Annotated in this window: 26 protein-coding genes and 1 tRNA gene; 19 read left to right on the forward strand and 8 right to left on the reverse strand. The window is 66.3% G+C overall.

What is annotated here, in order from left to right; genetic code table 11:
* The first annotated feature begins 55 nt into the window (after positions 1–55).
* From hprK to BT264_RS09425, 3 genes are all read left to right on the forward strand, one after another.
* The gene (hprK, locus tag BT264_RS09415; protein ID WP_006483133.1) at positions 56–1,024 is read left to right on the forward strand and encodes an HPr(Ser) kinase/phosphatase; all 969 of its coding nucleotides are present in this window, start codon (positions 56–58) and stop codon (positions 1,022–1,024) included.
* Between the two features lie 75 nt (positions 1,025–1,099).
* Positions 1,100–2,008 (forward strand): RNase adapter RapZ, encoded by a 909-nt coding sequence (gene rapZ, locus BT264_RS09420; protein ID WP_034179062.1) that lies wholly within the window; start codon positions 1,100–1,102, stop codon positions 2,006–2,008.
* Between the two features lie 27 nt (positions 2,009–2,035).
* On the forward strand, positions 2,036–2,671 hold the full coding sequence (locus BT264_RS09425) for an LON peptidase substrate-binding domain-containing protein (protein WP_072444683.1): 636 nt from the start codon (positions 2,036–2,038) through the stop codon (positions 2,669–2,671).
* Between the two features lie 104 nt (positions 2,672–2,775).
* Here BT264_RS09425 and mutY read toward each other — a convergent pair whose 3' ends face one another.
* Together mutY and mutM are read right to left on the reverse strand one after the other, a co-directional pair.
* A complete protein-coding gene (gene mutY, locus BT264_RS09430) occupies positions 2,776–3,882 on the reverse strand; it encodes an A/G-specific adenine glycosylase (protein WP_072444685.1) in 1,107 nt (368 codons plus the stop codon).
* 24 nt (positions 3,883–3,906) lie between these two features.
* Complete coding sequence (gene mutM, locus BT264_RS09435; RefSeq protein ID WP_072444687.1) at positions 3,907–4,734, reverse strand: bifunctional DNA-formamidopyrimidine glycosylase/DNA-(apurinic or apyrimidinic site) lyase; 828 nt, start codon at positions 4,732–4,734, stop codon at positions 3,907–3,909.
* 86 nt (positions 4,735–4,820) lie between these two features.
* Between mutM and BT264_RS09440 the strand changes: the two genes are divergently transcribed.
* The 8 genes from BT264_RS09440 to hisC all read left to right on the forward strand — a co-directional run bounded on the left by BT264_RS09440 (position 4,821) and on the right by hisC (position 11,985).
* The gene (locus tag BT264_RS09440) at positions 4,821–6,644 is read left to right on the forward strand and encodes a tetratricopeptide repeat protein (RefSeq protein WP_072444689.1); all 1,824 of its coding nucleotides are present in this window, start codon (positions 4,821–4,823) and stop codon (positions 6,642–6,644) included.
* The gene (gene lolB / locus BT264_RS09445; protein ID WP_072444691.1) at positions 6,644–7,264 is read left to right on the forward strand and encodes a lipoprotein insertase outer membrane protein LolB; all 621 of its coding nucleotides are present in this window, start codon (positions 6,644–6,646) and stop codon (positions 7,262–7,264) included. Before BT264_RS09440 ends, lolB begins: the two co-directional genes overlap by 1 nt.
* 26 nt (positions 7,265–7,290) lie before the next feature.
* Positions 7,291–8,172, forward strand: a complete 882-nt coding sequence (gene ispE, locus BT264_RS09450; RefSeq protein WP_034179068.1) for a 4-(cytidine 5'-diphospho)-2-C-methyl-D-erythritol kinase — start codon at positions 7,291–7,293, stop codon at positions 8,170–8,172.
* Between the two features lie 55 nt (positions 8,173–8,227).
* Positions 8,228–8,304: transfer RNA gene (locus BT264_RS09455), tRNA-Gln, on the forward strand.
* 44 nt (positions 8,305–8,348) lie between these two features.
* Positions 8,349–9,305, forward strand: coding sequence for a ribose-phosphate pyrophosphokinase (locus BT264_RS09460; protein ID WP_034179069.1), 957 nt, complete (start codon positions 8,349–8,351; stop codon positions 9,303–9,305).
* 160 nt (positions 9,306–9,465) lie between these two features.
* Positions 9,466–10,074: a 50S ribosomal protein L25/general stress protein Ctc gene (locus tag BT264_RS09465; protein WP_034179070.1), complete on the forward strand. Its 609-nt coding sequence runs from the start codon at positions 9,466–9,468 to the stop codon at positions 10,072–10,074.
* A 120-nt stretch (positions 10,075–10,194) separates the two neighbouring features.
* On the forward strand, positions 10,195–10,794 hold the full coding sequence (gene pth, locus BT264_RS09470) for an aminoacyl-tRNA hydrolase (RefSeq protein ID WP_072444693.1): 600 nt from the start codon (positions 10,195–10,197) through the stop codon (positions 10,792–10,794).
* 123 nt (positions 10,795–10,917) lie between these two features.
* The gene (gene hisC, locus BT264_RS09475) at positions 10,918–11,985 is read left to right on the forward strand and encodes a histidinol-phosphate transaminase (RefSeq protein ID WP_072444695.1); all 1,068 of its coding nucleotides are present in this window, start codon (positions 10,918–10,920) and stop codon (positions 11,983–11,985) included.
* Positions 11,986–12,067: 82 nt separating this feature from the next.
* On the opposite strand, the gene BT264_RS09480 is transcribed toward hisC, so the two are convergent.
* The 3 genes from BT264_RS09480 to rsmD all read right to left on the reverse strand — a co-directional run bounded on the left by BT264_RS09480 (position 12,068) and on the right by rsmD (position 13,617).
* Complete coding sequence (locus BT264_RS09480; RefSeq protein ID WP_034179073.1) at positions 12,068–12,334, reverse strand: YfhL family 4Fe-4S dicluster ferredoxin; 267 nt, start codon at positions 12,332–12,334, stop codon at positions 12,068–12,070.
* A 59-nt stretch (positions 12,335–12,393) separates the two neighbouring features.
* The gene (gene coaD / locus BT264_RS09485) at positions 12,394–12,891 is read right to left on the reverse strand and encodes a pantetheine-phosphate adenylyltransferase (protein WP_031403077.1); all 498 of its coding nucleotides are present in this window, start codon (positions 12,889–12,891) and stop codon (positions 12,394–12,396) included.
* Between the two features lie 111 nt (positions 12,892–13,002).
* Entirely contained in the window at positions 13,003–13,617 is a 615-nt protein-coding gene (gene rsmD / locus BT264_RS09490) for a 16S rRNA (guanine(966)-N(2))-methyltransferase RsmD (protein ID WP_072444697.1), read from the reverse strand.
* 216 nt (positions 13,618–13,833) lie between these two features.
* Between rsmD and ftsY the strand changes: the two genes are divergently transcribed.
* Positions 13,834–14,988, forward strand: a complete 1,155-nt coding sequence (ftsY, locus tag BT264_RS09495) for a signal recognition particle-docking protein FtsY (protein ID WP_072444699.1) — start codon at positions 13,834–13,836, stop codon at positions 14,986–14,988.
* Between the two features lie 72 nt (positions 14,989–15,060).
* Here the strand turns inward: ftsY and maiA are convergent, their stop codons facing one another.
* Entirely contained in the window at positions 15,061–15,705 is a 645-nt protein-coding gene (gene maiA / locus BT264_RS09500) for a maleylacetoacetate isomerase (protein WP_072444701.1), read from the reverse strand.
* Positions 15,706–15,898: 193 nt separating this feature from the next.
* Between maiA and ybiB the strand changes: the two genes are divergently transcribed.
* Complete coding sequence (gene ybiB, locus BT264_RS09505) at positions 15,899–16,873, forward strand: DNA-binding protein YbiB (protein ID WP_072444703.1); 975 nt, start codon at positions 15,899–15,901, stop codon at positions 16,871–16,873.
* A gap of 380 nt (positions 16,874–17,253) precedes the next feature.
* Positions 17,254–18,903, forward strand: coding sequence for a 2-isopropylmalate synthase (gene leuA / locus BT264_RS09510; RefSeq protein WP_072444705.1), 1,650 nt, complete (start codon positions 17,254–17,256; stop codon positions 18,901–18,903).
* Between the two features lie 131 nt (positions 18,904–19,034).
* Here leuA and BT264_RS09515 read toward each other — a convergent pair whose 3' ends face one another.
* Both BT264_RS09515 and BT264_RS09520 read right to left on the reverse strand, forming a co-directional pair.
* Positions 19,035–19,418: a nuclear transport factor 2 family protein gene (locus BT264_RS09515; protein WP_072444707.1), complete on the reverse strand. Its 384-nt coding sequence runs from the start codon at positions 19,416–19,418 to the stop codon at positions 19,035–19,037.
* 45 nt (positions 19,419–19,463) lie between these two features.
* A complete protein-coding gene (locus BT264_RS09520; RefSeq protein ID WP_072444709.1) occupies positions 19,464–20,033 on the reverse strand; it encodes an acyloxyacyl hydrolase in 570 nt (189 codons plus the stop codon).
* A gap of 360 nt (positions 20,034–20,393) precedes the next feature.
* Here BT264_RS09520 and rpoH point away from each other — a divergent pair, with 360 nt between their 5' ends.
* From rpoH to cydX, 5 genes are all read left to right on the forward strand, one after another.
* Positions 20,394–21,329, forward strand: a complete 936-nt coding sequence (gene rpoH / locus BT264_RS09530) for an RNA polymerase sigma factor RpoH (protein WP_072444713.1) — start codon at positions 20,394–20,396, stop codon at positions 21,327–21,329.
* A 377-nt stretch (positions 21,330–21,706) separates the two neighbouring features.
* On the forward strand, positions 21,707–21,985 hold the full coding sequence (gene cydP / locus BT264_RS09535) for a cytochrome oxidase putative small subunit CydP (RefSeq protein ID WP_034179080.1): 279 nt from the start codon (positions 21,707–21,709) through the stop codon (positions 21,983–21,985).
* Entirely contained in the window at positions 21,975–23,555 is a 1,581-nt protein-coding gene (locus tag BT264_RS09540) for a cytochrome ubiquinol oxidase subunit I (protein WP_072444715.1), read from the forward strand. Before cydP ends, BT264_RS09540 begins: the two co-directional genes overlap by 11 nt.
* Before the next feature lie 31 nt (positions 23,556–23,586).
* Positions 23,587–24,723 (forward strand): cytochrome d ubiquinol oxidase subunit II, encoded by a 1,137-nt coding sequence (gene cydB, locus BT264_RS09545; protein ID WP_072444717.1) that lies wholly within the window; start codon positions 23,587–23,589, stop codon positions 24,721–24,723.
* Between the two features lie 54 nt (positions 24,724–24,777).
* Entirely contained in the window at positions 24,778–24,900 is a 123-nt protein-coding gene (gene cydX, locus BT264_RS09550) for a cytochrome bd-I oxidase subunit CydX (RefSeq protein ID WP_034179083.1), read from the forward strand.
* The last annotated feature ends 375 nt before the right edge of the window (positions 24,901–25,275 follow it).

The raw sequence follows: 25,275 nt of genomic DNA on the forward strand, positions 1-25,275 counted from the left end.
CATGGCGACGTCCGTCGCCGCGCGCATGCACCGGCCCATTGGAGTGACGAGAGTCATGGATACGTCCAGCATCAACGCCCAGAGCATCTTCGACGACAACGCGGCCACGCTGAAACTGAGCTGGCTGACGGGGCATGAAGGCTGGGAACGCGGCTTTTCGGCCGACACGGTCGGCAACGCGACGTCGAGCGCCGACCTCGTCGGCCACCTGAACCTGATCCACCCGAACCGGATCCAGGTGCTGGGCGAAGCCGAAATCGACTACTACCAGCGCCAGACCGACGAAGACCGCTCGCGCCACATGGCCGAGCTGATCGCGCTCGAACCGCCGTTCCTCGTCGTCGCCGGCGGCGCCGCGGCGCCGCCCGAACTCGTGCTGCGCTGCACGCGCTCGTCGACCCCGCTGTTCACGACGCCGATGTCGGCCGCCGCGGTGATCGACAGCCTGCGGCTCTACATGTCCCGCATCCTCGCGCCGCGCGCGACGCTGCACGGCGTATTCCTCGACATCCTCGGGATGGGCGTGCTGCTGACCGGCGATTCGGGCCTCGGCAAGAGCGAGCTCGGCCTCGAACTGATCAGCCGCGGCCACGGCCTCGTCGCCGACGACGCGGTCGACTTCGTCCGTCTTGGCCCCGATTTCGTCGAAGGGCGCTGCCCGCCGCTGCTGCAAAACCTGCTCGAAGTGCGCGGCCTCGGCCTGCTCGACATCAAGACGATCTTCGGCGAAACCGCCGTGCGGCGGAAAATGAAGCTGAAGCTGATCGTCCAGCTCGTGCGGCGCCCCGACGGCGAATTCCAGCGCCTGCCGCTCGAAAGCCAGACCGTCGACGTGCTCGGTTTGCCGATCAGCAAGGTCACGATCCAGGTTGCGGCCGGCCGCAACCTGGCGGTGCTCGTCGAGGCCGCCGTCCGGAACACGATCCTGCAGTTGCGCGGAATCGACACGTTGCGCGATTTCATGGATCGGCAACGACTCGCGATGCAAGATCCCGACAGTCAGTTCCCCGGCAAACTGGTGTAACCCGCACGCGCCGGCCGCGCACCGCCGACGCGTCGAGCCGGTGCTATGATGAAACGTCAGGATTCTCTGCTTCCCATGCGCATCGTCCTTATCACCGGCATCTCCGGCTCAGGCAAATCCGTCGCGCTGAACGCGCTAGAAGACGCAGGCTATTACTGCGTCGACAACCTGCCGCCGCATGTGCTCCCCGAACTCGCCCGCTACCTTGCCCAGGACGGCCAGCGCCGGCTCGCGGTTGCGATCGACGCGCGCTCGAGCGCATCGCTCGACGAAATGCCCGGCCTGATCCGCGAGCTGTCGCGCGATCACGACGTGCGCGTGCTGTTCCTCAACGCAAGCACCCAGGCGCTGATCCAGCGCTTCTCCGAAACGCGCCGCCGCCATCCGCTCTCCGGTTCGCTGTCGCACGATGCGGACGTCGGCCTGCTGTCGTCGCTCGAGGAAGCGATCGAGCGCGAACGCGACCTCGTCGCGCCGCTCGCCGAGTTCGGCCACCAGATCGATACGAGCACGCTGCGCGCGAACGTGCTGCGCACGTGGGTCAAGCGCTTCATCGAGCAGAAGAACAACGACCTGATGGTGATGTTCGAGTCGTTCGGCTTCAAGCGCGGCGTACCGCTCGACGCCGACCTGATGTTCGACGTGCGCGCGCTGCCGAATCCGTACTACGACCACGAGTTGCGCCCGCTCACCGGGCTCGACCAGCCGGTCATCGCCTTTCTCGACGCACTGCCGATCGTCCACCAGATGATCGACGACATCCATGCGTTCCTGTTGAAATGGCTGCCGCACTTCCGCGATGACAACCGCAGCTACCTGACCGTCGCCATCGGCTGCACCGGCGGCCAGCATCGCTCGGTGTTCATCGCGGAAACGCTCGCCGCGCGCCTCGCGCACGAGGCGAACGTGATCGTGCGGCATCGTGACGCGCCAGTGGATGTCGACGCGTCGTCGCGGCTCGTCTCCGAGGTCGACCGACCCTAGCGACACCCGCCCCAACGCCCGCGCGCCATGTCCTCCCTATCGACCACCCTGATCGACCTGCCGCTGTTTCCGCTGCACACGGTGCTGTTTCCGGGAGGCCTGCTCCCGCTCAAGGTGTTCGAGGCACGCTACCTCGACATGTCCCGCGCGTGCCTGCGCGACGACGCGCCGTTCGGCGTGTGCCTGCTGAAGAGCGGGCCCGAAGTCGCACAGGACGGCGCCGTGTCGGTGCCCGAAACCATCGGCTGCATGGCGCGCATCACCGAGTGCGATACCGGCGAATTCGGGATGCTGTATCTGCAGGCGGTCGGCACGCAGCGTTTCGAACTGCTGTCGTATCGCGTCGAAGGCAACGGGCTGCTGGTCGGCATCGCGGAGCCGCTGCCCGACGACATCCCGCTCGAAGGCGAGCAGGCGCTCGCACAGTTCGGCTCGTGCGCCGAGGTGCTCGAGCGCATCATCGACGCGCTGAAGAAATCCGAGCCGGGCAAGCTGCCGTTCGGCGAACCGTTTCGTCTCGACGATCCCAGCTGGGTGTCGAACCGCCTCTCGGAACTGCTGCCGCTCGACCTGCGCGCGCGGCAAAAGCTGATGGAGTTTCCGGACGTCGGCGCACGCATCGACGCCGTGCACCACGTGCTCGACCGGCACGGCTGGCTGTGAGTGTCCCCAGGACCCGTGGCTTCGGCCCAGCCCCCGAGGGAGCATGAAAACCTGGGGCGGCCCGGCGTTTTCTCGAGCGCGCGGCCCGCGCCCTTCCCTGTTCGTTACAGCAGCGGCCCGCTCAGTGCATCGAGCAGCTTGCGCACGGGCGCCGGCACGCCGTACGCATCGAGCCGGCTCAGCGGCACCCACGCGGTCTCCGCGTCCCGTGCCTGCGACGGCAGGCCGCCGCCGTCCGCCATGTCGCTCAGCCGCGGCTCGATCTCGAGCCGGAAATGCGTGAACGTGTGCGTGAACGGCGCAAGCGGCACCGGGCCGCCGCCGCCGAAGCCCTGCGCAAGTTCCGCGAGCGCCGCATCGCCGTCGGCTTGCGGCAGGCTCCACAAGCCGCCCCAGATGCCGGCCGGCGGCCGCCGCTCGAGCAGCACGGCGTCGCCGTCGCGCAGCACGAGCATCCAGGTCTTGCGCGTCGGCACGGCCTTCTTCGGCCGCGCGGCCGGCAGTTCGCGCTGCCGGCCCGTCGATTGCGCGACGCAGTCGCCCGCGAACGGGCAACGCGCGCAATCGGGCTTGCCGCGCACGCACAGCGTCGCGCCGAGATCCATCAGGCCCTGCGTATACGCGCTCACGTCCGCCGCGTTCGCGGCATCGGGCAGCAGCGATTCGGCAAGCGCCCACATGTCGTTCTCGACGCGCTTCTCGCCCGGAAAGCCCTCGACGCCGAACACCCGCGCGAGCACGCGCTTCACGTTGCCGTCGAGGATCGTCGCGCGCGCGCCGTACGCAAACGATGCGATCGCCGCGGCCGTCGAGCGGCCGATACCCGGCAGTTCGGCCAGCGCGTCGGGCGTCGCCGGAAACGCGCCGCCGTGCTCGGCGACGACGGCCTGCGCGCAGCGGTGCAGGTTGCGCGCGCGCGAGTAGTAGCCGAGCCCCGCCCACAGCGCCATCACGTCGTCGACCGGCGCGGCCGCGAGCGCGGCGACGTCGGGGCAGCGTTCGAGAAAGCGCGCGTAATACGGGATGACGGTCGACACCTGGGTCTGTTGCAGCATGATTTCCGACAGCCAGATTCGGTACGGATCGCGGGTGTTCTGCCACGGCAGGTCGTGGCGGCCGTGCTCGCGCTGCCACGCGATCAGGCGCGTGGCGAACGTGCGGTGCAGCGGCGTGACGGGAAACGGAGCGGGGGCGATGCGGGGCGGCTTCAAGTTATCTAATCGCGGAAAAAGGTTTCAACGCTGGCAGGTCGCACAGAAATAGGTCGACCGCTGGCCCTGTACGATCTGGCGGATCGGCGTGCCGCATACGCGGCAAGGCTGGCCGGCACGGTCGTAGACGAAGCAGTCGAGCTGGAAATAGCCGCTTTCGCCGTTGCTGCCGACAAAATCGCGCAGCGTACTGCCGCCGCGCTCGATCGCATCGGCGAGCGTCGCGCGCACCGCGTCGGCCAGCCGCTCGTAGCGCGGCAGCGACACCTTGCCGGCGGCCGTCGTCGGCCGGATGCCGGCGCGAAACAGGCTCTCCGACGCATAGATGTTGCCGACGCCGACGACCATGTCGCCCGCGAGCAGCGCCTGCTTCACCGACACCGTGCGACCGCGCGTGCGCGCATGCAGCAGCGCGCCGGTGAACGCCGGCGAGAACGGCTCGACGCCGAGGCTCGCGAGAAGCGGATGCGCATGCACGTCGCCCGCTTCGCGCGGGTGCCACAGCACGGCGCCGAAGCGGCGCGGATCGCGGAACCGCAGTACGAATTCGTCGAAGATCCAGTCGATGTGATCGTGCTTCGCGGCGACCGGCACGCCGGCCGCGGGCAGCACGCGCAGCGTGCCCGTCATGCCGAGATGGACGATGAACCAGCCCGCGTCGACCTCGAACAGCAGGTACTTGCCGCGACGTTCGACCGCGAGCACCTCGCGCGCGCGCAACTGCTCGGCGAGCCCCGCCGGCACGGGCCAGCGCAGCATCGCGGTACGGATGTCGACACGCTCGACGCGGCGGCCCGCGACAAAGGGCTCGATGCCCCGGCGCGTGACTTCGACTTCTGGCAACTCTGGCATGTTATACGGGTCTGAGGCTGGATTCACGATCGTGCGTGTATTGTAGCGAGCGCGTTACAATCGGTTGAAACATCGAACGGATTTCCATGACTCTGCCCTCGAAGCTGCTTCAGAAGCGCCCCGCCGCCGCGCGCGGCGCGCGCGCCTTCCCGGTCCGTCGTGCACTCGGCGCCGCGCTGTTTGCCGCCTGGACCCTCACCGCCTTCCCGGCTCACGCGCAGGATCCGGCATCGGACGACGCGGAGCCGCAGGGCGCGTTCGAGCATGTGATCCCGGATGAGCAGAAGAATCTCCCCGGTGTCGCGCTGACGAGCCAGATCGTCTACCAGGTGCTCGCCGCCGAAGTCGCGCTCCAGCGCAACCAGCCGGCGCCGGCGTACCAGACCTACCTCGCGCTCGCCCGCGACACGCGCGATCCGCGCATGGCGCAGCGTGCGACCGAGATCGCGCTCGGTGCACAGAGCCCGGCCGACGCGCTGTCCGCCGCGAACCTGTGGCTCCAGTACGCACCGGATTCGAACCGGGCGTCGCAGGTCGACGCCGCGCTGCTGGTGCTCGCCGGCAAGCCGGCCGACGCGCAGCCGATGCTCGCGCGCGAGCTGGCCCGCGCAACCGGCGAGACGCGCGGGCCCGCGATCCTCGCGCTGCAGGCGCTGCTCGTGCGCGGCTCCGATCGCGTCGGCGGCCTCGCGGTGCTGAAGGACATGCTGAAGAACGACATGAACCGGCCCGAGGCGCAGCTCGCGATCGCGCGGCAGCAGCTCGCGGTCGACGACAAGGACGGCGCCGCGCAATCGCTGAAGCGGGCGCTGCAGCTCCGCCCCGACTACCTGCCGGCGGCCCTGATGCTGTCGCAGATGGGGCCGGCGGAACGCGCGGCGGGCATCGCGTCGTTCGAGAAATATGTTCAGCAGAATCCGAAGTCGCGCGACGCGCGGCTCGCGCTGTCGCAGCTCTATCTCGCCGACGATCGCCTCGACGATGCGCAGAAGCAGTTCGAGACGATGCGCAAGCTCGACTCGAAGGATCCGACGCCGCTGATGGCGCTCGCGCTGATCAAGATTCAGCAGAAGAAACTCGACGAAGCGACCGCCTACCTGAAGCAGTACGTGCAGCTCGGCGACAAGCAGCAGAACCTCGACGTCGGCCAGGGCTACATCTACCTCGCGCAGATCGCGATCGACCAGAACAACGATGCGCAGGCGTCGCAATGGCTCGACAAGGTCGACCAGACGAGCCAGCACTATCTCCCCGCGCAGATCACGCGCGCGCAGCTGCTGCAGAAACAGGGCAAGACCGACGAGGCGCGCAAGGTGCTCGACGACCTGCCGATCACGGATCCGCGCGACGCGGCCGTGGTCGCGCGCACCGACGCGTCGATCCTGTTCACCGCGAAGCGCTATCCGGAAGCCGAGGCACGGCTCGGGCAGGCGGTCCAGGACTTCCCGGACGATCCCGACCTGCGCTACGACTACGCGATGGCGGCCGAAAAAACCGGCCACTACACGACGATGGAAAAGCAGCTGCGCGAGCTGATCCGCACGCAGCCCGACAACCCGCAGGCGTACAACGCGCTCGGCTATTCGCTTGCCGACCGCAACCAGCGCCTGCCCGAAGCCAGCAAGCTGATCGACAAGGCGATGACGCTCGCGCCGAACGATGCCTACATCATGGATAGCCTCGGCTGGGTGAAGTACCGGATGGGCGACACGGCCGGCGCTACGAAGGTCCTGCGGCATGCGTACGAACTGCAGCCGAACGCCGAAATCGGCGCGCACCTCGGCGAAGTGCTGTGGAAGAGCGGCGCGCAGGACGACGCGCGTTCCGCGTGGCGTGCCGCGCAGAAGCTCGAGCCCGACAACGAAACGCTCGTGCAGACGCTGAAGCGTCTGCAGATCAACGGCCTCTGATGCAGATGTTCCCGATGCTTTCCCTGTTCTCCCGCGCGCAGCGCACGCTGGCCGCAGCCGGCGCGGCGCTCGCGCTCGCCGGCTGCGCGAGCACGCCGCCGTCGGCAAGCGCGCCGACGGGCGCGGCGCTGCAGACCGCCGCGACGCACGCTTACCATGGCCGCTTCGCCGTGCAGTACGACGACCGTCTCGGCAAGCAGCAGAACGTGTACGGCAACTTCGACTGGCAGGAGCACGGCAACGACGTGTCGCTCGAGCTGCGCAGCCCGCTCGGCCAGACGCTCGCGGTCGTGAAATCGACGCCGCAGGCGGCGTCGCTCGAGCTGCCGAACCGTCCGACGCAATATGCGGCAGACGTCGGCGACCTGATGCAGCGAACGCTCGGCTTCGCCCTGCCGCTCGCGGGCCTGCGCTACTGGCTGCTGCCGACGCCCGCGCCCGCGACGCCGGCGGAGACGGTACGCGATCCGGCCGACGACTCGCACGTCAAGCAGATCCGCCAGGACGGCTGGACGATCGACTACCTTGCCTACGCGGACGCCCCGGCCACGGGCGTCAAACGCGTCAACCTCGTGCGCGCGACGCCGCCGCTCGACATCAAGCTCGTGCTCGATCAGTGAGTACGCGCGCCTAGCCCAACAAACGCATGACCGATTCGACCCGCTCGCTGCGCAACTGCCTTGCGCCCGCGAAACTCAACCTGTTCCTACACATCACCGGCCGCCGCCCGAACGGCTATCACGATCTGCAGAGCGTGTTCCAGCTGCTGAACTGGGGCGACACGCTGCACTTCACGCTGCGCGACGACGGCCGCGTCGCGCGTGTCACCGACGTGCCCGGCGTGCCCGAGGAAAGCGATCTCGTCGTGCGCGCAGCCAACCTGCTGAAGGCGCACACCGGCACCGCGTCAGGCGTCGACATCGAGATCGACAAGTGCCTGCCGATGGGTGCCGGCCTCGGCGGCGGCAGCTCCGACGCGGCGACGACGCTGCTCGCGCTGAACCGCCTGTGGCAACTCGACCTGCCGCGCACGGAGCTTCAGTCGCTCGCGGTGAAACTCGGCGCAGACGTCCCGTTTTTTATTTTTGGAAAAAATGCGTTCGCAGAGGGTATCGGAGAAGAATTAGCTGAGGTAGAATTGCCGACTCGCTGGTTCTTGGTTGTGACGCCACGCGTTCATGTCCCGACCGCTGAAATATTTTCAGATGAGTTGTTGACAAGAGATTCGAAGCCCGTCACAATTGCTGACTTTCTTGCACAGCAAAACAGCGATGCGGGATGGCCAGACAGCTTCGGCCGGAACGATATGCAGCAAGTTGTGACAAGTAAGTACGCGGAAGTTGCGCAGGTGGTCAAATGGTTGTATGATGTGACCCCCGCGAGGATGACCGGCTCCGGAGCAAGCGTGTTTGCAGCGTTTCGCAGCAAACACGAGGCAGAAGCGGCGAAAGCCAAGCTGCCCGCCAGTTGGAACGGCGCAGTTGCCGAGAGCCTGAACGAGCATCCGCTCTTCGCTTTCGCGTCATGAAGTTTTACTTTGCCGGATGGCCTACACGAGTCCGGTGAAGTTATCAGTTAAGTGTAGGGGAGTCGCCAAGTTGGTCAAGGCACCGGATTTTGATTCCGGCATGCGAGGGTTCGAGTCCTTCCTCCCCTGCCAAAAATTTTCCCGCATTTCCCGCCTAAGCCTGAAGCAGGTGCACGATGAGCAGCCATGACGGCCTGATGGTTTTTACTGGCAACGCGAATCCCGCGCTCGCCCAGGAAGTCGTCAACATTCTTGGAATTCCCCTCGGCAAAGCAATGGTCAGCCGTTTCTCCGACGGCGAGATCCAGGTCGAGATCCAGGAAAACGTGCGTGGCAAGGACGTCTTCGTCCTGCAATCCACGTGCGCGCCGGCGAACGACAACCTGATGGAACTGATGATCATGGTCGACGCGCTCAAGCGCGCATCGGCCGGCCGGATCACCGCAGCCATCCCCTACTTCGGCTACGCCCGTCAGGATCGCCGCCCGCGTTCGGCGCGCGTCGCGATCTCGGCGAAGGTCGTCGCGAACATGCTGGAAATCGCCGGCGTCGAGCGGATCATCACGATGGATCTGCACGCCGACCAGATTCAGGGCTTCTTCGACATCCCGGTCGACAACATCTACGCAACGCCGATCCTGCTGGGCGACCTGCGCAAGCAGAACTACTCGGATCTGCTCGTCGTGTCGCCGGACGTCGGCGGCGTGGTGCGTGCCCGGGCACTCGCGAAGCAGCTCAACTGCGATCTCGCGATCATCGACAAGCGTCGTCCGAAGGCGAACGTCGCCGAAGTGATGAACATCATCGGTGAAGTCGAAGGCCGCACCTGCGTGATCATGGACGACATGGTCGATACGGCCGGCACGCTCTGCAAGGCCGCGCAAGTACTGAAGGATCGCGGTGCGAAGCAGGTGTTCGCGTACGCGACGCACCCCGTGCTGTCGGGCGGCGCCGCCGACCGCATCGCAGCATCGGCACTCGACGAGCTGGTCGTCACCGATACGATCCCGCTGTCGGCCGAATCGCTGGCGTGCTCGAAGATCCGTTCGCTGACGAGCGCAAGCCTGCTGGCCGAGACGTTCTCTCGGATCCGCCGCGGCGATTCGGTGATGTCGCTGTTCGCGGAATCCTGATCGCGAGTCGACACAACAAAGCATGCGCAGAAAGCGAAGCGGCAACGCTTCGCTTTTTGCACAATCGGACGGGATAGACGAAACCCCGCCGTTTCATCGGGGGCCGCCGTTTGACGGCCCCGTTTTACTGCCTGGTCGCGGGCAGCCATTGGAGAATCACATGAAAGTCGTCGCTTTCGAGCGCCAACAGCAAGGTACGGGTGCGAGCCGCCGCCTGCGCAACGCCGGTAAGACCACGGGTATCGTTTACGGTGGCGAAGCAGCCCCGCAAAAGATCGAACTCGATCACAACGCCCTGTGGCACGCCCTGAAGAAGGAAGCCTTCCACTCGTCGATCCTCGACCTCGAAGTGGCCGGCCAGTCGCAGCAGGTTCTGCTGCGCGACGTGCAATACCACCCGTTCAAGCAACTGGTGCTGCACGTGGACTTCCAGCGCGTTGACGCGAAGAAGAAGCTGCACACGAAGGTGCCGCTGCACTTCCTGAACGCCGAAGTCAGCCCGGCCGTGAAGCTGTCGAGCGCGGTCGTTTCGCACGTCGCGACGGAAATCGAAATCGAGTGCCTGCCGGCTGCCCTGCCGGAGTTCCTCGAAGTCGACCTGTCGAAGATCGAAGCCGGTCAGTCGCTGCACGCGAAGGACATCGCGCTGCCGAAGGGCGTCGCGCTGGTCGCGCACATCGATGCGGAAAACCCGGTTGTCGCATCGGCGACGGTCCCGGCTGGTGCCGTGTCGGACGCAGCAGGCGAAGGCGAAACGCCGGCTGCCTAAGCGGCTGCCTACGCGCCCGATCGATCCGTTTCACGAAACGGTCGACGCAACCCGCCGCGGCTTGCCCGGCGGGTTTTTCTTTTTCTGCGCCCAGGCGGCAGCCGCCGCCTTCGAAACGTCATGATCAAACTGATCGTCGGCCTCGGCAATCCCGGGGCGGAATACACCGCGACGCGCCACAACGCCGGCTTCTGGCTGATCGACCAGCTCGCCCGCGAGGCGGGCACGACGCTGCGCGACGAGCGCCGCTTCCACGGCTTCTACGCGAAAGCGCGCCTGCACGGCGAGGAAGTCCACCTGCTCGAGCCGCAGACCTACATGAACCGCTCCGGCCAGTCGGTCGTCGCGCTCGCACAATTCTTCAAGATCCTGCCCGACCAGATTCTCGTCGCGCACGACGAGCTCGACCTGCCGCCCGGCACCGTGAAGCTGAAGCTCGGCGGCGGCAGCGGCGGCCACAACGGCCTCAAGGACATCTCCGCGCACCTGTCGACGCAGCATTACTGGCGGCTGCGGATCGGCATCGGCCATCCGCGCGACCTGATTCCGGAAAGCGCGCGCGCCGGCGCGAAGCCCGACGTCGCGAACTTCGTGCTGAAGCCGCCGCGCCGCGAGGAACAGGACGTGATCGACGCGTCGATCGAACGCGCGCTCGCCGTGATGCCGATGGTCGTCAAGGGCGAACTCAACCGCGCGACGATGCAGTTGCATCGCAACTGACCTGACCGCGTATCGCACCGGCCCGGTGCATCGGGCTGTCCGGCGTCGCCGGGCGGCACCGCCCTCCCCACCTTGACGCGCACATGCGGTAATCTCGTCGTTTTGCCCGACAGGAGCCAAGCGGTGAGCCGTTACTGGAGCGACGTCGTTCAGCAACTCGTGCCTTACGTGCCGGGCGAACAGCCCGCGCTCGCGCACCCCGTCAAGCTGAACACCAACGAGAATCCCTATCCGCCGTCGCCGCGCGTCGTCGCGGCGATCGCACGCGAACTCGGCGAGACCGGCGACACGCTGCGCCGCTATCCGGATCCGGTCGCGCGCGCGCTGCGCGAGACGGTCGCGGCCCACCATCGCATCAAGCCCGAACAGGTGTTCGTCGGCAACGGCTCCGACGAGGTGCTCGCGCACACGTTCCAGGCGCTGCTGAAGCACGACCGGCCGCTGCGGTTTCCCGACATCACGTACAGCTTCTATCCGACCTACGCTCGCCTGTACGGCGTACAGACCACGATCGTGCCGCTCGCGGACGACTTCTCGATCCGCGTCGACGACTATCTCGACGACGCCGGCGGCGTGCTGTTTCCGAACCCGAATGCGCCGACCGGGCGCGCGCTGCCGCTCGCGGACGTGGAGCGGATCGCGGCCGCGAATCGGTCGTCGGTCGTCGTGATCGACGAGGCCTATGTCGATTTCGGCGCGCAGTCCGCGATCACGCTGATCGACCGCCATCCGAACCTGCTTGTCGTGCACACGACGTCGAAGGCGCGCTCGCTCGCGGGCATGCGCGTCGGCTTCGCGTTCGGCGATGCGGCACTGATCGACGCGCTGAACCGCGTGAAGGACAGCTTCAACTCCTATCCGCTCGACCGGCTCGCGCAGGTTGCCGCGCAGGCCGCGTACGAGGACACCGACTATTTCGACGCGACCTGCCGGCGCGTGATCGACAGCCGGACGCGGCTCACGCACGCGCTCGACGCGCTCGGCTTCGACGTCGTGCCGTCGGCCGCGAATTTCGTGTTCGCGCGCCATCCCGCGCACGATGCGGGCGCGATCGCGGCAAAGCTGAAGGAACGGGAAATTTTCGTGCGGCACTTCCGGCTGCCGCGAATCGACCAGCATCTGCGCATCACCGTCGGCACCGACGCCGAATGCGATGCGCTCGTCGCGGCGCTGCGCGAGCTGCTTGCCTAAGGAAAGAACCGGCGCCGGACGGCGCCGCTCGGGACGCGTGACGCGTGCGCCGATAAACCAAAGCGCGCGCGTCACCGCAGGGTCACGACGCGTCGTCGCCCTTCCCGGCGATCAACGCGTGATACTTCTCCATCAATTGCGCGTGCGATTCGTCATGCTGCGGATCGCGCGGAATGCATTCGACCGGACACACCTGCTGGCACTGCGGTTCGTCGAAATGGCCGACGCACTCGGTGCACTTGTTCGGGTCGATCACGTAGATATCCGGGCCCATCGAAATCGCGCCGTTCGGGCACTCGGGCTCGCACACGTCGCAATTGATGCACTCGTCGGTAATCATCAAAGCCATACTGATCTCACTTCTTCAGGCCGGCGGCCGGCTTCGCAACGAAACCGGCCGGCGCCGCGTCACGCGGCAGGGCCTCCCATCGCGGCGACTTTCTCGGTCAGCCACTTTTCGACGGACGGAAACACGAACTTGCTGACATCGCCGCCCAACTGTGCGATTTCGCGCACGATCGTTCCCGAGATGAACTGGTACTGATCGGACGGCGTCATGAACATCGTCTCGACGTCGGGCAGCAGATAGCGGTTCATCCCCGCCATCTGGAACTCATATTCGAAATCGGACACGGCGCGCAGGCCGCGCACGATCACGCGCGCGTTGTTGGTGCGGACAAAGTCCTTCAGCAGACCGGTGAAACTCATCACCTTCACGTTCGGATAATGGCCGAGCACCTCGTTCGCAATCGTCAGACGTTCTTCGAGCGAGAAGAACGGCTTTTTCGCGCGACTGTCGGCGACACCGACCACCAGCGTATCAAAAATGCTCGACGCGCGCCGCACGAGGTCTTCGTGCCCGCGCGTCAGCGGATCGAACGTACCGGGATACACGGCGACTACCATGTCGCTCCTCCTGTCATCACGCAAACGGGATGGCAGCGGTGCGATGCGCACGCCACTGCCGAGATGGGCATGCGTCGCCTTTGCGGCGCGCCGCCTCGTATCGAACGCGCATTATTCATCATTTTCGCGCCGCAGCAAATGATAGTGAACCGCACCGGCCTTGCCGTGCTTCACGACCTGCCAGCCCGCGAGCGCGTCGTGCGCGGCCGGATCGAGTTCCGCCCCCGTCTCGACGTACAGCGCGCCGTCCGCCGCGACAAGCGGCGCCGACAGCGCGATCGCGCGCTCGAGCACAGCGGAATCGCCGAACGGCGGATCGAGAAACACGACGTCGAACGCACCCGGCGCGAGCCCGGCCGCGAGCCGCAGCGCATCGGCTTCGGCGACTTCGACCGTGCGGGCGCCGAGCTTGTCCTTGATCGCACGCAGTTGCTGCGCGGCGCGCGGATGGCGTTCGACCATCACGACGCTCGCCGCGCCGCGCGACGCGGCCTCGAAGCCGAGCGCGCCGGTGCCCGCGAACAGGTCGAGGCAGCGCCGGCCTTCGAGATCCTGGCCGAGCCAGTTGAACAGCGTCTCGCGTACGCGATCGGGCGTCGGCCGCAGACCATCGAGATCGAGCACCGCGAGCGGGGTGCGTTTCCAGTCGCCGCCTATGATGCGGATCGTGTGCGGCTTGCCGCGGCCAGGAGGGGCCGCCGGGCGGCCGGGAGAGGAACGGGACATACGGAATATAGGCAACGGAGGGACCGGGCGCGCGCCAGGGCGCACCGCCAAACAGGCGCACGTTACCACAGCGGCGTCGCGCACTGACGCGAGTGCCACGCCGCACTGATAAAATGCACGGTTTCGGCCGCCGTGCGCCGCGCCCGCGCGAACGCAGAACGGCCCATCCGGCGCCCCGCTCCTGGCGGCGGCCCACCCTCTTCCCGACGTCAGACCATGTTCAGCTTCTTCAAACGATTCAAGAAAACGCAGGAGCCCGATCCCGCGGAATCGCAATCGGCCGACGCGCAGCAAACGGACGAGCCGTCCGAGGCGCCCGCGCTCGAGGCTCCGCCCGCGGCCGACGTGCCGCAGGCGCCCGTGCAACCGGCCGCGCCGGCCGTCGTGATGACGGTCACGCCGACCAACGACGGCCGCGACGAAGTCGTCGAGACGGTCGAAATCGTCCCGCCGCCGCTGCAGGACGCATCCGCGAAGCAATCGTGGCTTGCGCGCCTGAAAACGGGGCTCGCGAAAACGGGCAACAGCATCACCGGCGTATTCGTCAACACGAAGATCGACGAGGATCTGTACGAGGAACTCGAAACCGCGCTGCTGATGTCCGACGCGGGCGTCGACGCGACCGAGTACCTGCTCGACGCGCTGCGCGAAAAGGTGCGCACCGGCCGGCTGACCGACCCGCAGCAGGTGAAGAGTGCGCTGCACGACCTGCTCGTCGAGCTGCTGAAGCCGCTCGAGAAATCGCTGATGCTCGGCCGCGCACAGCCGCTCGTGATGATGATCACCGGCGTGAACGGCGCGGGCAAGACCACCAGCATCGGCAAGCTCGCGAAGCATCTGCAGAGCTTCGACCAGTCGGTGCTGCTGGCCGCGGGCGACACGTTCCGCGCGGCGGCGCGCGAACAGCTGGCGGTCTGGGGCGAGCGCAACAACGTGACGGTCGTGCAGCAGGAAAGCGGCGATCCGGCCGCGGTGATCTTCGACGCGGTCAGCGCCGCGCGCGCACGCAAGATCGACGTGATGATGGCCGACACGGCCGGCCGCCTGCCGACGCAGCTCCACCTGATGGAAGAGTTGAAGAAGGTGAAGCGCGTGATCTCGAAGGCGCATGACGGCTCGCCGCACGAAGTGCTGCTGGTGATCGACGCGAACACCGGCCAGAACGCGCTCACGCAGGTGAAGGCATTCGACGACGCGCTCGGCCTCACGGGACTCATCGTCACGAAGCTCGACGGCACCGCGAAGGGCGGGATTCTCGCCGCGATCGCGCGGCAGCGCCCGGTGCCCGTCTACTTCATCGGCGTCGGCGAGAAGGTCGAGGACCTGCAGCCGTTCAGCGCCGTGGAATTCGCGGACGCGCTGCTCGGCTGAACGCCGCCGGCCCGCATCGCCCAGGGCGCCTTCGGGCGCCCTTTTTCATGCGCGCCCGGGGGGGCGCCGCGCTCATTCGGCGTCGGGTTGCGCGCCGGGCTCGGCGGCCTTGAACGCGTCGAGCGTCGATGCATGGTCGACGATCCGTTGAATCGTCGGATAACGCGTCGTGTCGATCGAGAAGCGGTTCGCGTTGAACACCTGCGGCACGAGGCACAGGTCGGCGAGCGTCGGCGTGTCGCCGAAGCACAGCTTGCCGGTGCGCGGATCGTTCGCGAGGCGCGTCTCGAGCGTTTCGAAGCCCGCCTCGATCCAGTGCCGGTACCACGCGTTCTTCGCCTCTTCGGGTACCTGCAGCGTGTGCTTCAGGTACTTCAGCACGCGCAGGTTGTTGAGCGGATGGATTTCGCACGCGATCTGCAGCGCGACCGCGCGCACGTACGCGCGGTCGACCGGCTGCTTCGGCAGCAACGCGGGCTCCGGATGGGTTTCTTCGAGATATTCGATGATCGCGAGCGACTGCTGAAGCGTCGCGTCGCCGTCGGTCAGCGTCGGCACGACCGCATCCGGATTCAATGCACGGTACTCGTCCTTCAGTTGCTCGCCACCGTTGCGCAGCATGTGCACGGGGACATAGTCGAACGGCAGCTGCTTCAGGTTCAGGGCGATCCGCACGCGGTACGACGCAGAACTGCGGAAATAGCTGTAGAGCTTCATGGGATGTCTCTCGTAGTCGTATTCGGCCGGCAACGGCACAGGCGCGGCGCAGCCGGCGCGCCCACCGCCGGTAACCAGAGTGTAGCGCGACGCGATGCGCGGCCGCGCTTGAGCCGGCCGCACCCGTGCGATACTCGGGGCATTCCTTACGCTCACCGCGCGGCCCGATGCCGGCCGCCCGCCCCACGTCCCGATGACCGCTTCCCACGATCCCGCCGCCGTTCCGTTCCGTTGCGCCCGCTTCATCAAGGAGATCGGCCGCGGCCCGAACGGCGCGCGCGCACTGTCCGCCGAGGACACGTTCGAGCTCTATCGCGCGATGCTCGACGCACGCGTGTCGGACGTCGAACTCGGCGCGATCCTGATCGCCTATCGGCTGAAGGGCGAAACGTCCGACGAGCTGGCCGCGATGCTCGCCGCCGCGCAGGCGTCGTTCGAGCCCGTGCACGTGCAGGACGCCGCGTTCCGCCCCGTGTCGATCCCGAGCTACAACGGCGCGCGCAAGCAGCCGAACCTCGTGCCGCTGCTCGCGCTGCTGCTCGCGCGCGAAGGCGTGCCGGTGCTCGTGCACGGCGTCGAGCGCGACCCGGGCCGCGTGACGAGCGCGGAGATTTTCTCGGCGCTGTCGCTCGCGCCGTCGACGTCGCACGATGCGATCGAGGACATGCTCGCCGAGCGCCGCGTCGCGTTCGCGCCGATCGAAGCGCTGGCGCCGCGCATCGCGCACCTGCTGTCGATGCGCAGCGTGCTCGGCGTGCGCAACTCGACGCATACGCTCGTGAAGATCCTGCAGCCGTTCGCGCCGGCCGGCCTGCGGCTCGTCAACTACACGCATCCGCCGTACCGCGACAGCCTCGCGCAATTGTTCCGCGACCATCCGGACGCCGCGCTCGGCGGCGCGCTGCTCGCGCGCGGCACCGAGGGCGAGGCCGTCGCCGATACGCGGCGCCAGGTGCAAGTCGACTGGCTGCATGACGGCGTATGCGACACGCTGATCGAGGCCGAACGTTCGTCGACCGATACGCCGCCCGTCGCGCTGCCCGAATCGCGCGATGCGGCGACGACGGCCGCGTGGACGGACGCCGTGTTGCGCGGCGAGGTGCCGGTGCCCGACACGGTCGCGCGGCAAGTCGCGACGATCGTGCAGATCGCCCGCATCGCGCGCTGACGGCGCGGCAACGACCCGCCCCGCGCCCCCGACCATTTGACACGCGAGCGCATCCTGGCATAGAGTTGCCGTCATGCGTTCCTTTCCGAACACCCTCCGAATTACCTCCGGCCGCCTAGCGCGGCCGCTATCGCTACGACTAGCCTAAGGCTGTCGTAGCGCCGTGTGCTGTCCGCACGGTCCCTCCCTGCAGTTCCTCGCCGTACCCCTCTCGCAGTTTTTACAACCCGAAGTCGTCAGCATTCGTCCGTCTATCCGTCGGTCGATTCGCGAAGATCATCCGCAACCGCAGCGCGATCGCGCGCCGCGGTGCGGGGCAGCGCCAACCGTCGCCCCTGCCGCCCGTCTTCGCTCGCGACTTGAGACCCGAGGTCCAGAAGATGAAGCGCAATCCGCAAGACAAGTACCGTCCGTTCGAGCCCGTCCGCATCAATGGCCGCCGCTGGCCGACCCGCACCATCGAGCGCGCGCCCGTCTGGATGAGCACCGACCTGCGCGACGGCAACCAGTCGCTGATCGAGCCGATGAGCATCGAGCAGAAGCTCGAGTTCTTCGAGATGCTGGTCGCGATCGGTTTCAAGGAGATCGAAGTCGGTTTTCCGTCGGCATCGCAAACCGACTTCGATTTCGTCCGCAAGCTGATCGACGACCAGCGGATTCCCGACGACGTGACGATCGAGGTGCTCGTGCAGTCGCGCGAAGACCTGATCGCCCGCACGTTCGACGCGCTCGAAGGCGTGCCGCGCGCGATCGTGCACCTGTACAACGCGGTCTGCCCGTCGTTCCGCCGCATCGTGTTCGGGATGTCGAAGAACGACGTGAAGGCGCTCGCGGTCGACGGCACGCGCATCATCAAGGAACACGCCGCCGCGCGCCCCGACACGCACTGGACCTTCCAGTACTCGCCGGAAACCTTCAGCATGACCGAGCTGACGTTCGCGCGCGAAATCTGCGACGCGGTCGCGCAAACCTGGCGGCCGACCCGCGACCACAAGATGATCGTCAACCTGCCGGCCACCGTCGAGGCCGCGAGCCCGAACGTGTTCGCCGACCAGATCGAATGGATGGACCGCAACCTCGCGTATCGCGACAGCATCGTGCTGTCCGTGCATCCGCACAACGATCGCGGCACCGCGGTCGCGGCGGCCGAACTCGCGCTGCTCGCGGGCGCCGACCGCATCGAGGGCTGCCTGTTCGGCAACGGCGAGCGCACCGGCAACGTCGATCTCGTCACGCTCGCACTGAACCTCTACACGCAAGGCATCGACCCGGGCCTCGACTTCTCCGACATCGACGCGGTGCGCCGCGTCGTCGAACGCTGCAACCAGATTCCCGTGCATCCGCGCCATCCGTACGCGGGCGACCTCGTGTTCACCGCGTTCTCGGGCTCGCACCAGGACGCGATCCGCAAGGGTTTCGCGCAGCAGCGCCCCGACGCGGTCTGGGAAGTGCCGTACCTGCCGATCGACCCGGCCGACCTCGGCCGCAGCTACGACGCGGTAATCCGCGTGAACAGCCAGTCAGGCAAGGGCGGCGCGACGTTCCTGCTCGAACGCGGGATGGGCTTCACACCGACGCGCCGCGTGCAGATCGAATTCAGCCATGCGGTGCAGACGCTCGCCGACGCGTCCGGCGAGGAAGTGACGGGCAACACGATCTGCGCGCTGTTCGCCCGCGAATTCTTCGAGACCGACGGCCCGGCCGCGCGGCATGGCAGCGGTGCACGCTGGCAGAACCGCGAGATCGCGGCAGCGCCGGCAGCGGCCGACGCGACGCCCGAAGACGCCGTGCGACATTTGGCCGCGGCATTCGCGGCGGCCGCCGGCGCCGCGATCGACATCGCGTCGTACGAACATGCGCGCACGACGGACGGCCGGATCGCGGTATCGGTCGGCTGCCGGGTCGGCGATGCGCCGCTGCGGCACGGGGTCGGCCTGCACGCCGATGCGGCAAGCGCCGCGCTCGATGCGATCGTCAGCGCAATCAACCGTTCGGCATGGCATTGCACGGATCGCCGCGCGGCGGCCTGACGCTCAGGGTTCGGCAGTCAGCGAGCAGGGCGTGACCGCCCGTGCGCCGCGCGATCCGCGCCGCACGGGCCAGCAAAAAGCGGCCCATAAGGCCGCTTCGGTGGGGACATGAAAAGGAGCGCCACGCGCGCTCATGTCTCGGTCGCGCACCGCGTCGCCTGCCATGCGAGCAGGCACCAGCGGCCCTGCTCCTCGGTGTGGACGGACGTATAGGCAATCGGAAAGACCAGGCCGCCGTTGTTCGTTTCCATCTCGATCAAAGCGCGCCCGGTGACGACGCAGGTATCGCCGCCGACGGGCAGTACGTCCTGCGACTGGATTTCGATCTGACGATAGCGGCGGCGGCCGGCGACGATGGCGTCGATGAACTGCTGCTTGGTTTCACGCTTGCCGTTGGTGTGCACGAAGAACACCTTGTCCGACAGCAGCGCGTCGAGCGCCTCGCCGTCCCCGTCCACCATCGCCCGGAACCGATCGCGCTCGAGCGCGCGGATCGCATCGACCACCTTCGCCATCGCCTGACTCCTCGGCAACGCGCACGCCGTGCGCGGGCATGCGGATCAGAAGTTGTACTGCACGTAGAACTGGTGGAAATTTATACCAGGATTCGGCTCTTTGATACCCGCGTTAGACACATGTTGAAAACGGTAACCGACCTGATACTGTTGCCGTTCTCCGAACTGTGCGCCGACGCCGACGACATCCACGAACTGGAACGACGTCGCGAGCGAAAGATTGTTGGAAATCGTCGGGGAAGTCAGGAAGCGGATACCGGCGCCGGCCTCGACGAACGGGCGCACCTGGCCCGCACTCTTGATGAAGCGGAACATCGGCGTCCCGCCGAATTCGCCGATGCTGCCGTGGACATTGCCGCCCGTGTGCCAGTAGCCGACGTGGCCTTCCATCACGAACGCGAAGTGCCAGCCGCCGATTTCCCACCAGTTCCAGCCCGGATCCCACACCACGCCGAGATCGGCCTTGTCGATCCCGTGACGATCCGAAAACCCGCCGCCCGCCTGGATACCCCATCGATCCGCGAACGCCGCGCCCGATCCGCCCAGAAGTGACGCCGCCAGCATCGCATGCAGCGCAAGCCGGCTGCGGGGCCGGCGATTCTTCTTATTGTTCATCTGACACTCCAACTTTGTGGGTTGAATGGAGCCTGCCGCGACGGCCTGGCCCGAGCGAACTGAATGGTATGGTAAAGGACTTTTCGGATCGGCATCACGAAGCGAAATGGCTTCCTTCCAAAACGACAAAAATCGAAATCGTCTACTGATTCCTATCAGAAACAATGGTTTACGGAACTTCGATCCGCCGCCTTGGTCGCAGAATAGACTATCGACTCGACTATCTCGATAGAAAAATCGGGAACTCAGATGCCCACGCCCGCTCTAAGGAATTAGCACTCGGTTTGCGGGAGTGCTAAGATTGGCCCCGGAATCTCATCCGAGACCCGGGGTTTGTCCCTGATTCCAAAGGAGTTTTTAGTGAGCAACGCCCTGACCCTTCCGAATACCCTGAGCCCGACGCCGGCCAAGGCCGAATCGGCAGGCTCGCTGGCGCTCGCAGCTCAATCGATGTTGCCGGGCCAGCTTGGCAACATCGACGCGTATATCCAGGCCGTCAATCGCATTCCTCTGCTGACGGCCGAAGAGGAACGCCAGTACGCAACCGAATTCCGCGAAAACAACGACCTCGACTCGGCGCGCCGCCTCGTGCTGTCGCACCTGCGTCTCGTCGTGTCGATCGCGCGCAACTATCTCGGCTACGGCCTGCCGCACGGCGACCTGATCCAGGAAGGCAACATCGGCCTGATGAAGGCCGTGAAGCGCTTCGATCCGGCCCAGAACGTGCGCCTCGTGTCGTACGCGATCCACTGGATCAAGGCCGAGATCCACGAGTACATCCTGCGCAACTGGCGCATGGTGAAGGTCGCGACGACGAAGGCGCAGCGCAAGCTGTTCTTCAACCTGCGCAGCCACAAGAAGAGCATGCAGGCGATGACGCCCGAGGAAATCGACGGCCTCGCGCAGGAGCTCAACGTCAAGCGCGAAGACGTGGCCGAGATGGAAACGCGCCTGTCGGGCGGCGACATCGCGCTCGAAGGGCAGGTGGAAGACGGCGAGGAGTCGTACGCGCCGATCGCCTACCTGGCCGACTCGCACAACGAGCCGACCGCCGTGCTCGCCGCGCGTCAGCGCGACACGCTGCAGACGGACGGCATCGCGCAGGCGCTCGACGCGCTCGACGCGCGCAGCCGTCGCATCATCGAGGCGCGCTGGCTGCACGTCGACGACGACGGCTCGGGCGGCTCGACGCTGCACGATCTTGCCGCCGAGTTCGGCGTGTCCGCGGAACGCATCCGCCAGATCGAAGCGAGCGCAATGAAAAAGATGCGCACCGCCCTCGCCGAATACGCATAAATCCGGCGATTCGGAGCGCTTCATCGAAAACCGCTGCCCGACCGGCAGCGGTTTTTTTTCGTCTGCTTTTTCCTGCTGCTTTTTCCGCTTTTCCCGCTGCGTTTCATCCGCTTTACCGCCCGTCTCTTCGGCGATTAATTGACCTGATTCATCAGGTATTAGGCCGTTTTCGGGCCCCTTCCGCATAACCTTGATCTGCCTCAAGTTTCAGCCTGCAGTTAGCGACGGTCTGCCGCAGCGCAGCACTCGGCATCGGAAAGCCGTCATCTTAAAATTGGCATGTCAGGCGCAAAAGGATTAAAACAGCTTTCACGGCCGTCATAAATCCGACGTAAAGTCGCCCCCAATCCGACCTAAATCGATTCAGGATAATCGCCTTGATCTCGATCAATAAAGAGCCTGCGCCGCCTCCCCAGCGGCCGGCCGGCACGATCGGCTGGCGCGCGCGCATCGCCGCGTGGGCTCGCGGACCGACCCTCGCCCGCGACATCACCCTGGTGCTGATCGTCAAGCTGATCCTCCTGATGTCGCTCAAATACGCATTCTTCAATCATCCGCAGGCCGAGCACATGTCGCTTCCGCCTGCCGCCGTCGCCGAGAAGCTGCTCTCGGTACCGGCGCCTGCACCCACCGAGGGAGACCACCATGATAAGTAGTGAAGTCGTCGATCTATCACGCCTGCAGTTCGGCATCACGGCGCTCTACCACTTCCTGTTCGTGCCGCTGACGCTCGGCCTGTCCTGGCTGCTCGTCATCATGGAAGCCGTCTACGTGATGACCGGCAAGCAGGTCTACAAGGACATGACCCAGTTCTGGGGCAAGCTGTTCGGCATCAACTTCGCGATGGGCGTGACGACCGGCATCACGCTCGAATTCCAGTTCGGCACGAACTGGTCGTACTACTCGCACTATGTCGGCGACATCTTCGGCGTGCCGCTCGCGGTCGAAGGCCTGATGGCGTTTTTCCTCGAATCGACGTTCGTCGGCCTGTTCTTCTTCGGCTGGAACCGCCTGTCGAAGGTCAAGCACCTGATGGTCACGTTCCTTGTCGCGCTGGGCTCGAACCTGTCCGCGCTGTGGATCCTCGTCGCGAACGGCTGGATGAACAACCCGGTCGGCGCCGAGTTCAACTACCAGACGATGCGGATGGAGATGACGAACCTGTTCGACGTGCTGTTCAACCCGGTCGCGCAGGTGAAGTTCGTGCACACGGTGTCGGCCGGCTACGTGACGGCTGCGATGTTCGTGCTCGGCGTGTCGTCGTGGTACCTGCTGAAGAAGCGCGACATCGACTTCGCGCTGCGCTCGTTCGCGGTCGCGGCCGGCTTCGGCCTCGCGGCGACGCTCTGCGTGATCGTGCTCGGCGACGAATCGGGCTATACGACCGGCGAAGTGCAGAAGATGAAGCTCGCCGCGATCGAATCCGAGTGGGAAACGCAGCCGGCGCCCGCATCGTTCACGCTGATCGGCATTCCGAACCAGGAAGAGCAGCGTACCGACTACGCGATCAAGATCCCGTATGCGCTCGGCCTGATCGCGACGCGCTCGATCGACGAACCGGTGATCGGCCTGCGCGATCTCGCGAAGCGCAGCGAGGAGCACATCCAGAGCGGGATGATCGCGTACGGCGCGCTGCAGAAGATCAAGCAGGGCGATACGAGCGCCGCGACGCGCGAACTGTTCGACCAGCACAAGCAGTATCTCGGCTACGGGCTGATGCTCAAGCAGTTCACGCCGAACGTGACCGACGCAACACCCGAGCAGATCAAGGCCGCCGCGAAGAAGACGATCCCGCCGGTCGCGCCCGTGTTCTTCTCGTTCCGGATCATGGTGGCCCTCGGCTTCCTGTTCGTCGCGACGTTCGTTGCCGCGTTCTGGTTCTGCGCGCGCCGCGAACTGCTGCAGGACAACCGCCGCTGGTTCCTGCGCTATGCGGTGTGGGCGATCCCGCTGCCGTGGATCGCGATCGAATTCGGCTGGATCGTCGCCGAACTCGGCCGCCAGCCGTGGACGATTGCGGGCGTGCTGCCGACGCACCTGTCCGCGTCGAGCCTGACGCCGACCGACCTGTACCTGAGCCTCGCGGGCTTCATCCTGTTCTACACCGCGCTGTTCGTCATCGAGATCAAGCTGATGTTCAAGTACGCGCGCCTCGGCCCGTCGTCGCTGCATACCGGCCGCTATCACCACGAACTCGCGGCCGCCAGCGAGCGCGCCCCGGCGTGAGCACGCACCCGAAACGGAACAAGGAATCGCTATGGACTATGCAACTCTCAAGCTGATCTGGTGGCTGCTCGTCGGCGTGCTGCTGATCGGCTTCGCCGTCACCGACGGCTTCGACATGGGCGCGACCGCGCTGCTGCCGTTCCTCGGCAAGACCGACGAGGAGCGCCGCATCATCGTCAACACGGTCGGCGCGACGTGGGAAGGCAACCAGGTGTGGCTGATCACGGCCGGCGGCGCGATGTTCGCGGCCTGGCCGCTCGTCTATGCCGCGTCGTTCTCCGGCTTCTACTTCGCGATGCTGCTCGTGCTGTTCGCGCTGTTCTTCCGGCCGGTAGGCTTCGACTACCGCAGCAAGCGGCCGGACCCGCGCTGGCGCGCGGGCTGGGACTGGGGCCTGTTCGCCGGCGGCTTCGTGCCGGCGCTCGTGTTCGGCGTCGCGTTCGGCAACCTGCTGCAGGGCGTGCCGTTCAAGTTCGACAGCGACCTGCGCGTGACCTATTACGGCAGCTTCTGGGCGCTGCTGAACCCGTTCGCGCTGCTGTGCGGGCTCGTCAGCCTCACGATGCTCGTCGCGCACGGCGCCGCGTTCATCAAGATGAAGACCGACGGCGTGATCGCGCGCCGCGCATCGATCGCGCTGCGTGTGGCGTCGTTCCTCGCGGTCGTGCTGTTCGTGCTGGCCGGCGTGCTGATCGCGTCGTATATCGGCGGCTTCCACATCACGAACGCCGCGCCGACCGACACGGTCGCGAACCCGCTGCTCAAGGACGTCGCCGCCGGCTCGGGCCTGTGGCTCGCGAACTACGGCGAGTATCCGTGGATGATCGCGGCGCCGGTCGTCGGGATCGCGGGCGGCCTGCTGGCGCTGCTGCTCGCCGGCTCGAAGCAGGAGAAGACGGCGTTCTTCTGCACGGGCCTGATGATCGTCGGCGTGATCCTGACCGCCGGCTTCTCGATGTTCCCGTTCATCATGCCGTCGTCGCTCGACCCGCGCAGCAGCCTGACCGTGTGGGATTCGACGTCGAGCCACAAGACGCTGCAAGTGATGCTGTTCGCGGTGATCGTGTTCCTGCCGATCGTCCTGATCTACACGGGCTGGGTGTATCGCGTGATGCGCGGCAAGGTCACGCACCAGACGCTCGAAGAGAACAATCACTCGATGTATTGAACCGGGCCGGGGCGCACTGGCGCCCCCGCCCACCGTTTCGCAAGGAGTCGGATCATGTGGTATTTCAGCTGGATTCTCGGTATCGGCGTCGCGCTGTCGTTCGGCATCGTCAATGCGATGTGGCTCGAAGCGCGGCAGAAGACGCAGGAAGCGCCCGCGCGCGTGCGCCGCGACTGACGCGTGACGCGTGCGGCGGATCGCGCCGCCGCCGTCCGGAACGAACCTCGCTTCGCGCGAGGTTTTTTTTCGTCCCTGCCGTCCGGACAGGCACCGCACGCCGATGCCAATTTAGCGCCAGATTGATACCACTTGAATACCAATAAAAGGTTTCATAAGATCGTTGGACACGGCCGCTGACAAGCCGAATCCTTCTGAGTGGGGGAGACATGCGAATCCCGTTTATGGCGCGCGCCTGCGCGTCGTGTCGCCGGGCGGCGTCCGGTTGCCGTTCGGCGGCGCCTGTCGTCGCCAGCGTGCGCGGCCGGACGAACATAGCCGACCGCGGCCGCTTCGCCATTGCGGCCGTTGCCGCGCGCCGCCGATGAACGCGTG

It is taken from the genome of Burkholderia sp. NFPP32, assembly GCF_900119325.1.
GTDB classification, from domain to species: domain Bacteria; phylum Pseudomonadota; class Gammaproteobacteria; order Burkholderiales; family Burkholderiaceae; genus Burkholderia; species Burkholderia pyrrocinia_C.

What these genes read in the sequence shown, in the direction of transcription:
- coaD (WP_031403077.1), bottom strand. Translation starts at nt 12,891, where the DNA reads ATGGTAGTCGCCGTGTATCCCGGTACGTTCGATCCGCTGACGCGCGGG.
- BT264_RS09540 (WP_072444715.1), top strand. Translation starts at nt 21,975, where the DNA reads ATGATAAGTAGTGAAGTCGTCGATCTATCACGCCTGCAGTTCGGCATC.
- leuA (WP_072444705.1), top strand. Translation starts at nt 17,254, where the DNA reads ATGAAGCGCAATCCGCAAGACAAGTACCGTCCGTTCGAGCCCGTCCGC.
- BT264_RS09520 (WP_072444709.1), bottom strand. Translation starts at nt 20,033, where the DNA reads ATGAACAATAAGAAGAATCGCCGGCCCCGCAGCCGGCTTGCGCTGCAT.
- maiA (WP_072444701.1), bottom strand. Translation starts at nt 15,705, where the DNA reads ATGAAGCTCTACAGCTATTTCCGCAGTTCTGCGTCGTACCGCGTGCGG.
- rapZ (WP_034179062.1), top strand. Translation starts at nt 1,100, where the DNA reads ATGCGCATCGTCCTTATCACCGGCATCTCCGGCTCAGGCAAATCCGTC.
- cydX (WP_034179083.1), top strand. Translation starts at nt 24,778, where the DNA reads ATGTGGTATTTCAGCTGGATTCTCGGTATCGGCGTCGCGCTGTCGTTC.
- BT264_RS09465 (WP_034179070.1), top strand. Translation starts at nt 9,466, where the DNA reads ATGAAAGTCGTCGCTTTCGAGCGCCAACAGCAAGGTACGGGTGCGAGC.
- BT264_RS09460 (WP_034179069.1), top strand. Translation starts at nt 8,349, where the DNA reads ATGAGCAGCCATGACGGCCTGATGGTTTTTACTGGCAACGCGAATCCC.
- BT264_RS09425 (WP_072444683.1), top strand. Translation starts at nt 2,036, where the DNA reads ATGTCCTCCCTATCGACCACCCTGATCGACCTGCCGCTGTTTCCGCTG.
- ispE (WP_034179068.1), top strand. Translation starts at nt 7,291, where the DNA reads ATGACCGATTCGACCCGCTCGCTGCGCAACTGCCTTGCGCCCGCGAAA.
- lolB (WP_072444691.1), top strand. Translation starts at nt 6,644, where the DNA reads ATGCAGATGTTCCCGATGCTTTCCCTGTTCTCCCGCGCGCAGCGCACG.
- pth (WP_072444693.1), top strand. Translation starts at nt 10,195, where the DNA reads ATGATCAAACTGATCGTCGGCCTCGGCAATCCCGGGGCGGAATACACC.
- ybiB (WP_072444703.1), top strand. Translation starts at nt 15,899, where the DNA reads ATGACCGCTTCCCACGATCCCGCCGCCGTTCCGTTCCGTTGCGCCCGC.
- mutM (WP_072444687.1), bottom strand. Translation starts at nt 4,734, where the DNA reads ATGCCAGAGTTGCCAGAAGTCGAAGTCACGCGCCGGGGCATCGAGCCC.
- hprK (WP_006483133.1), top strand. Translation starts at nt 56, where the DNA reads ATGGATACGTCCAGCATCAACGCCCAGAGCATCTTCGACGACAACGCG.
- ftsY (WP_072444699.1), top strand. Translation starts at nt 13,834, where the DNA reads ATGTTCAGCTTCTTCAAACGATTCAAGAAAACGCAGGAGCCCGATCCC.
- BT264_RS09515 (WP_072444707.1), bottom strand. Translation starts at nt 19,418, where the DNA reads ATGGCGAAGGTGGTCGATGCGATCCGCGCGCTCGAGCGCGATCGGTTC.
- BT264_RS09480 (WP_034179073.1), bottom strand. Translation starts at nt 12,334, where the DNA reads ATGGCTTTGATGATTACCGACGAGTGCATCAATTGCGACGTGTGCGAG.
- rsmD (WP_072444697.1), bottom strand. Translation starts at nt 13,617, where the DNA reads ATGTCCCGTTCCTCTCCCGGCCGCCCGGCGGCCCCTCCTGGCCGCGGC.
- cydB (WP_072444717.1), top strand. Translation starts at nt 23,587, where the DNA reads ATGGACTATGCAACTCTCAAGCTGATCTGGTGGCTGCTCGTCGGCGTG.
- BT264_RS09440 (WP_072444689.1), top strand. Translation starts at nt 4,821, where the DNA reads ATGACTCTGCCCTCGAAGCTGCTTCAGAAGCGCCCCGCCGCCGCGCGC.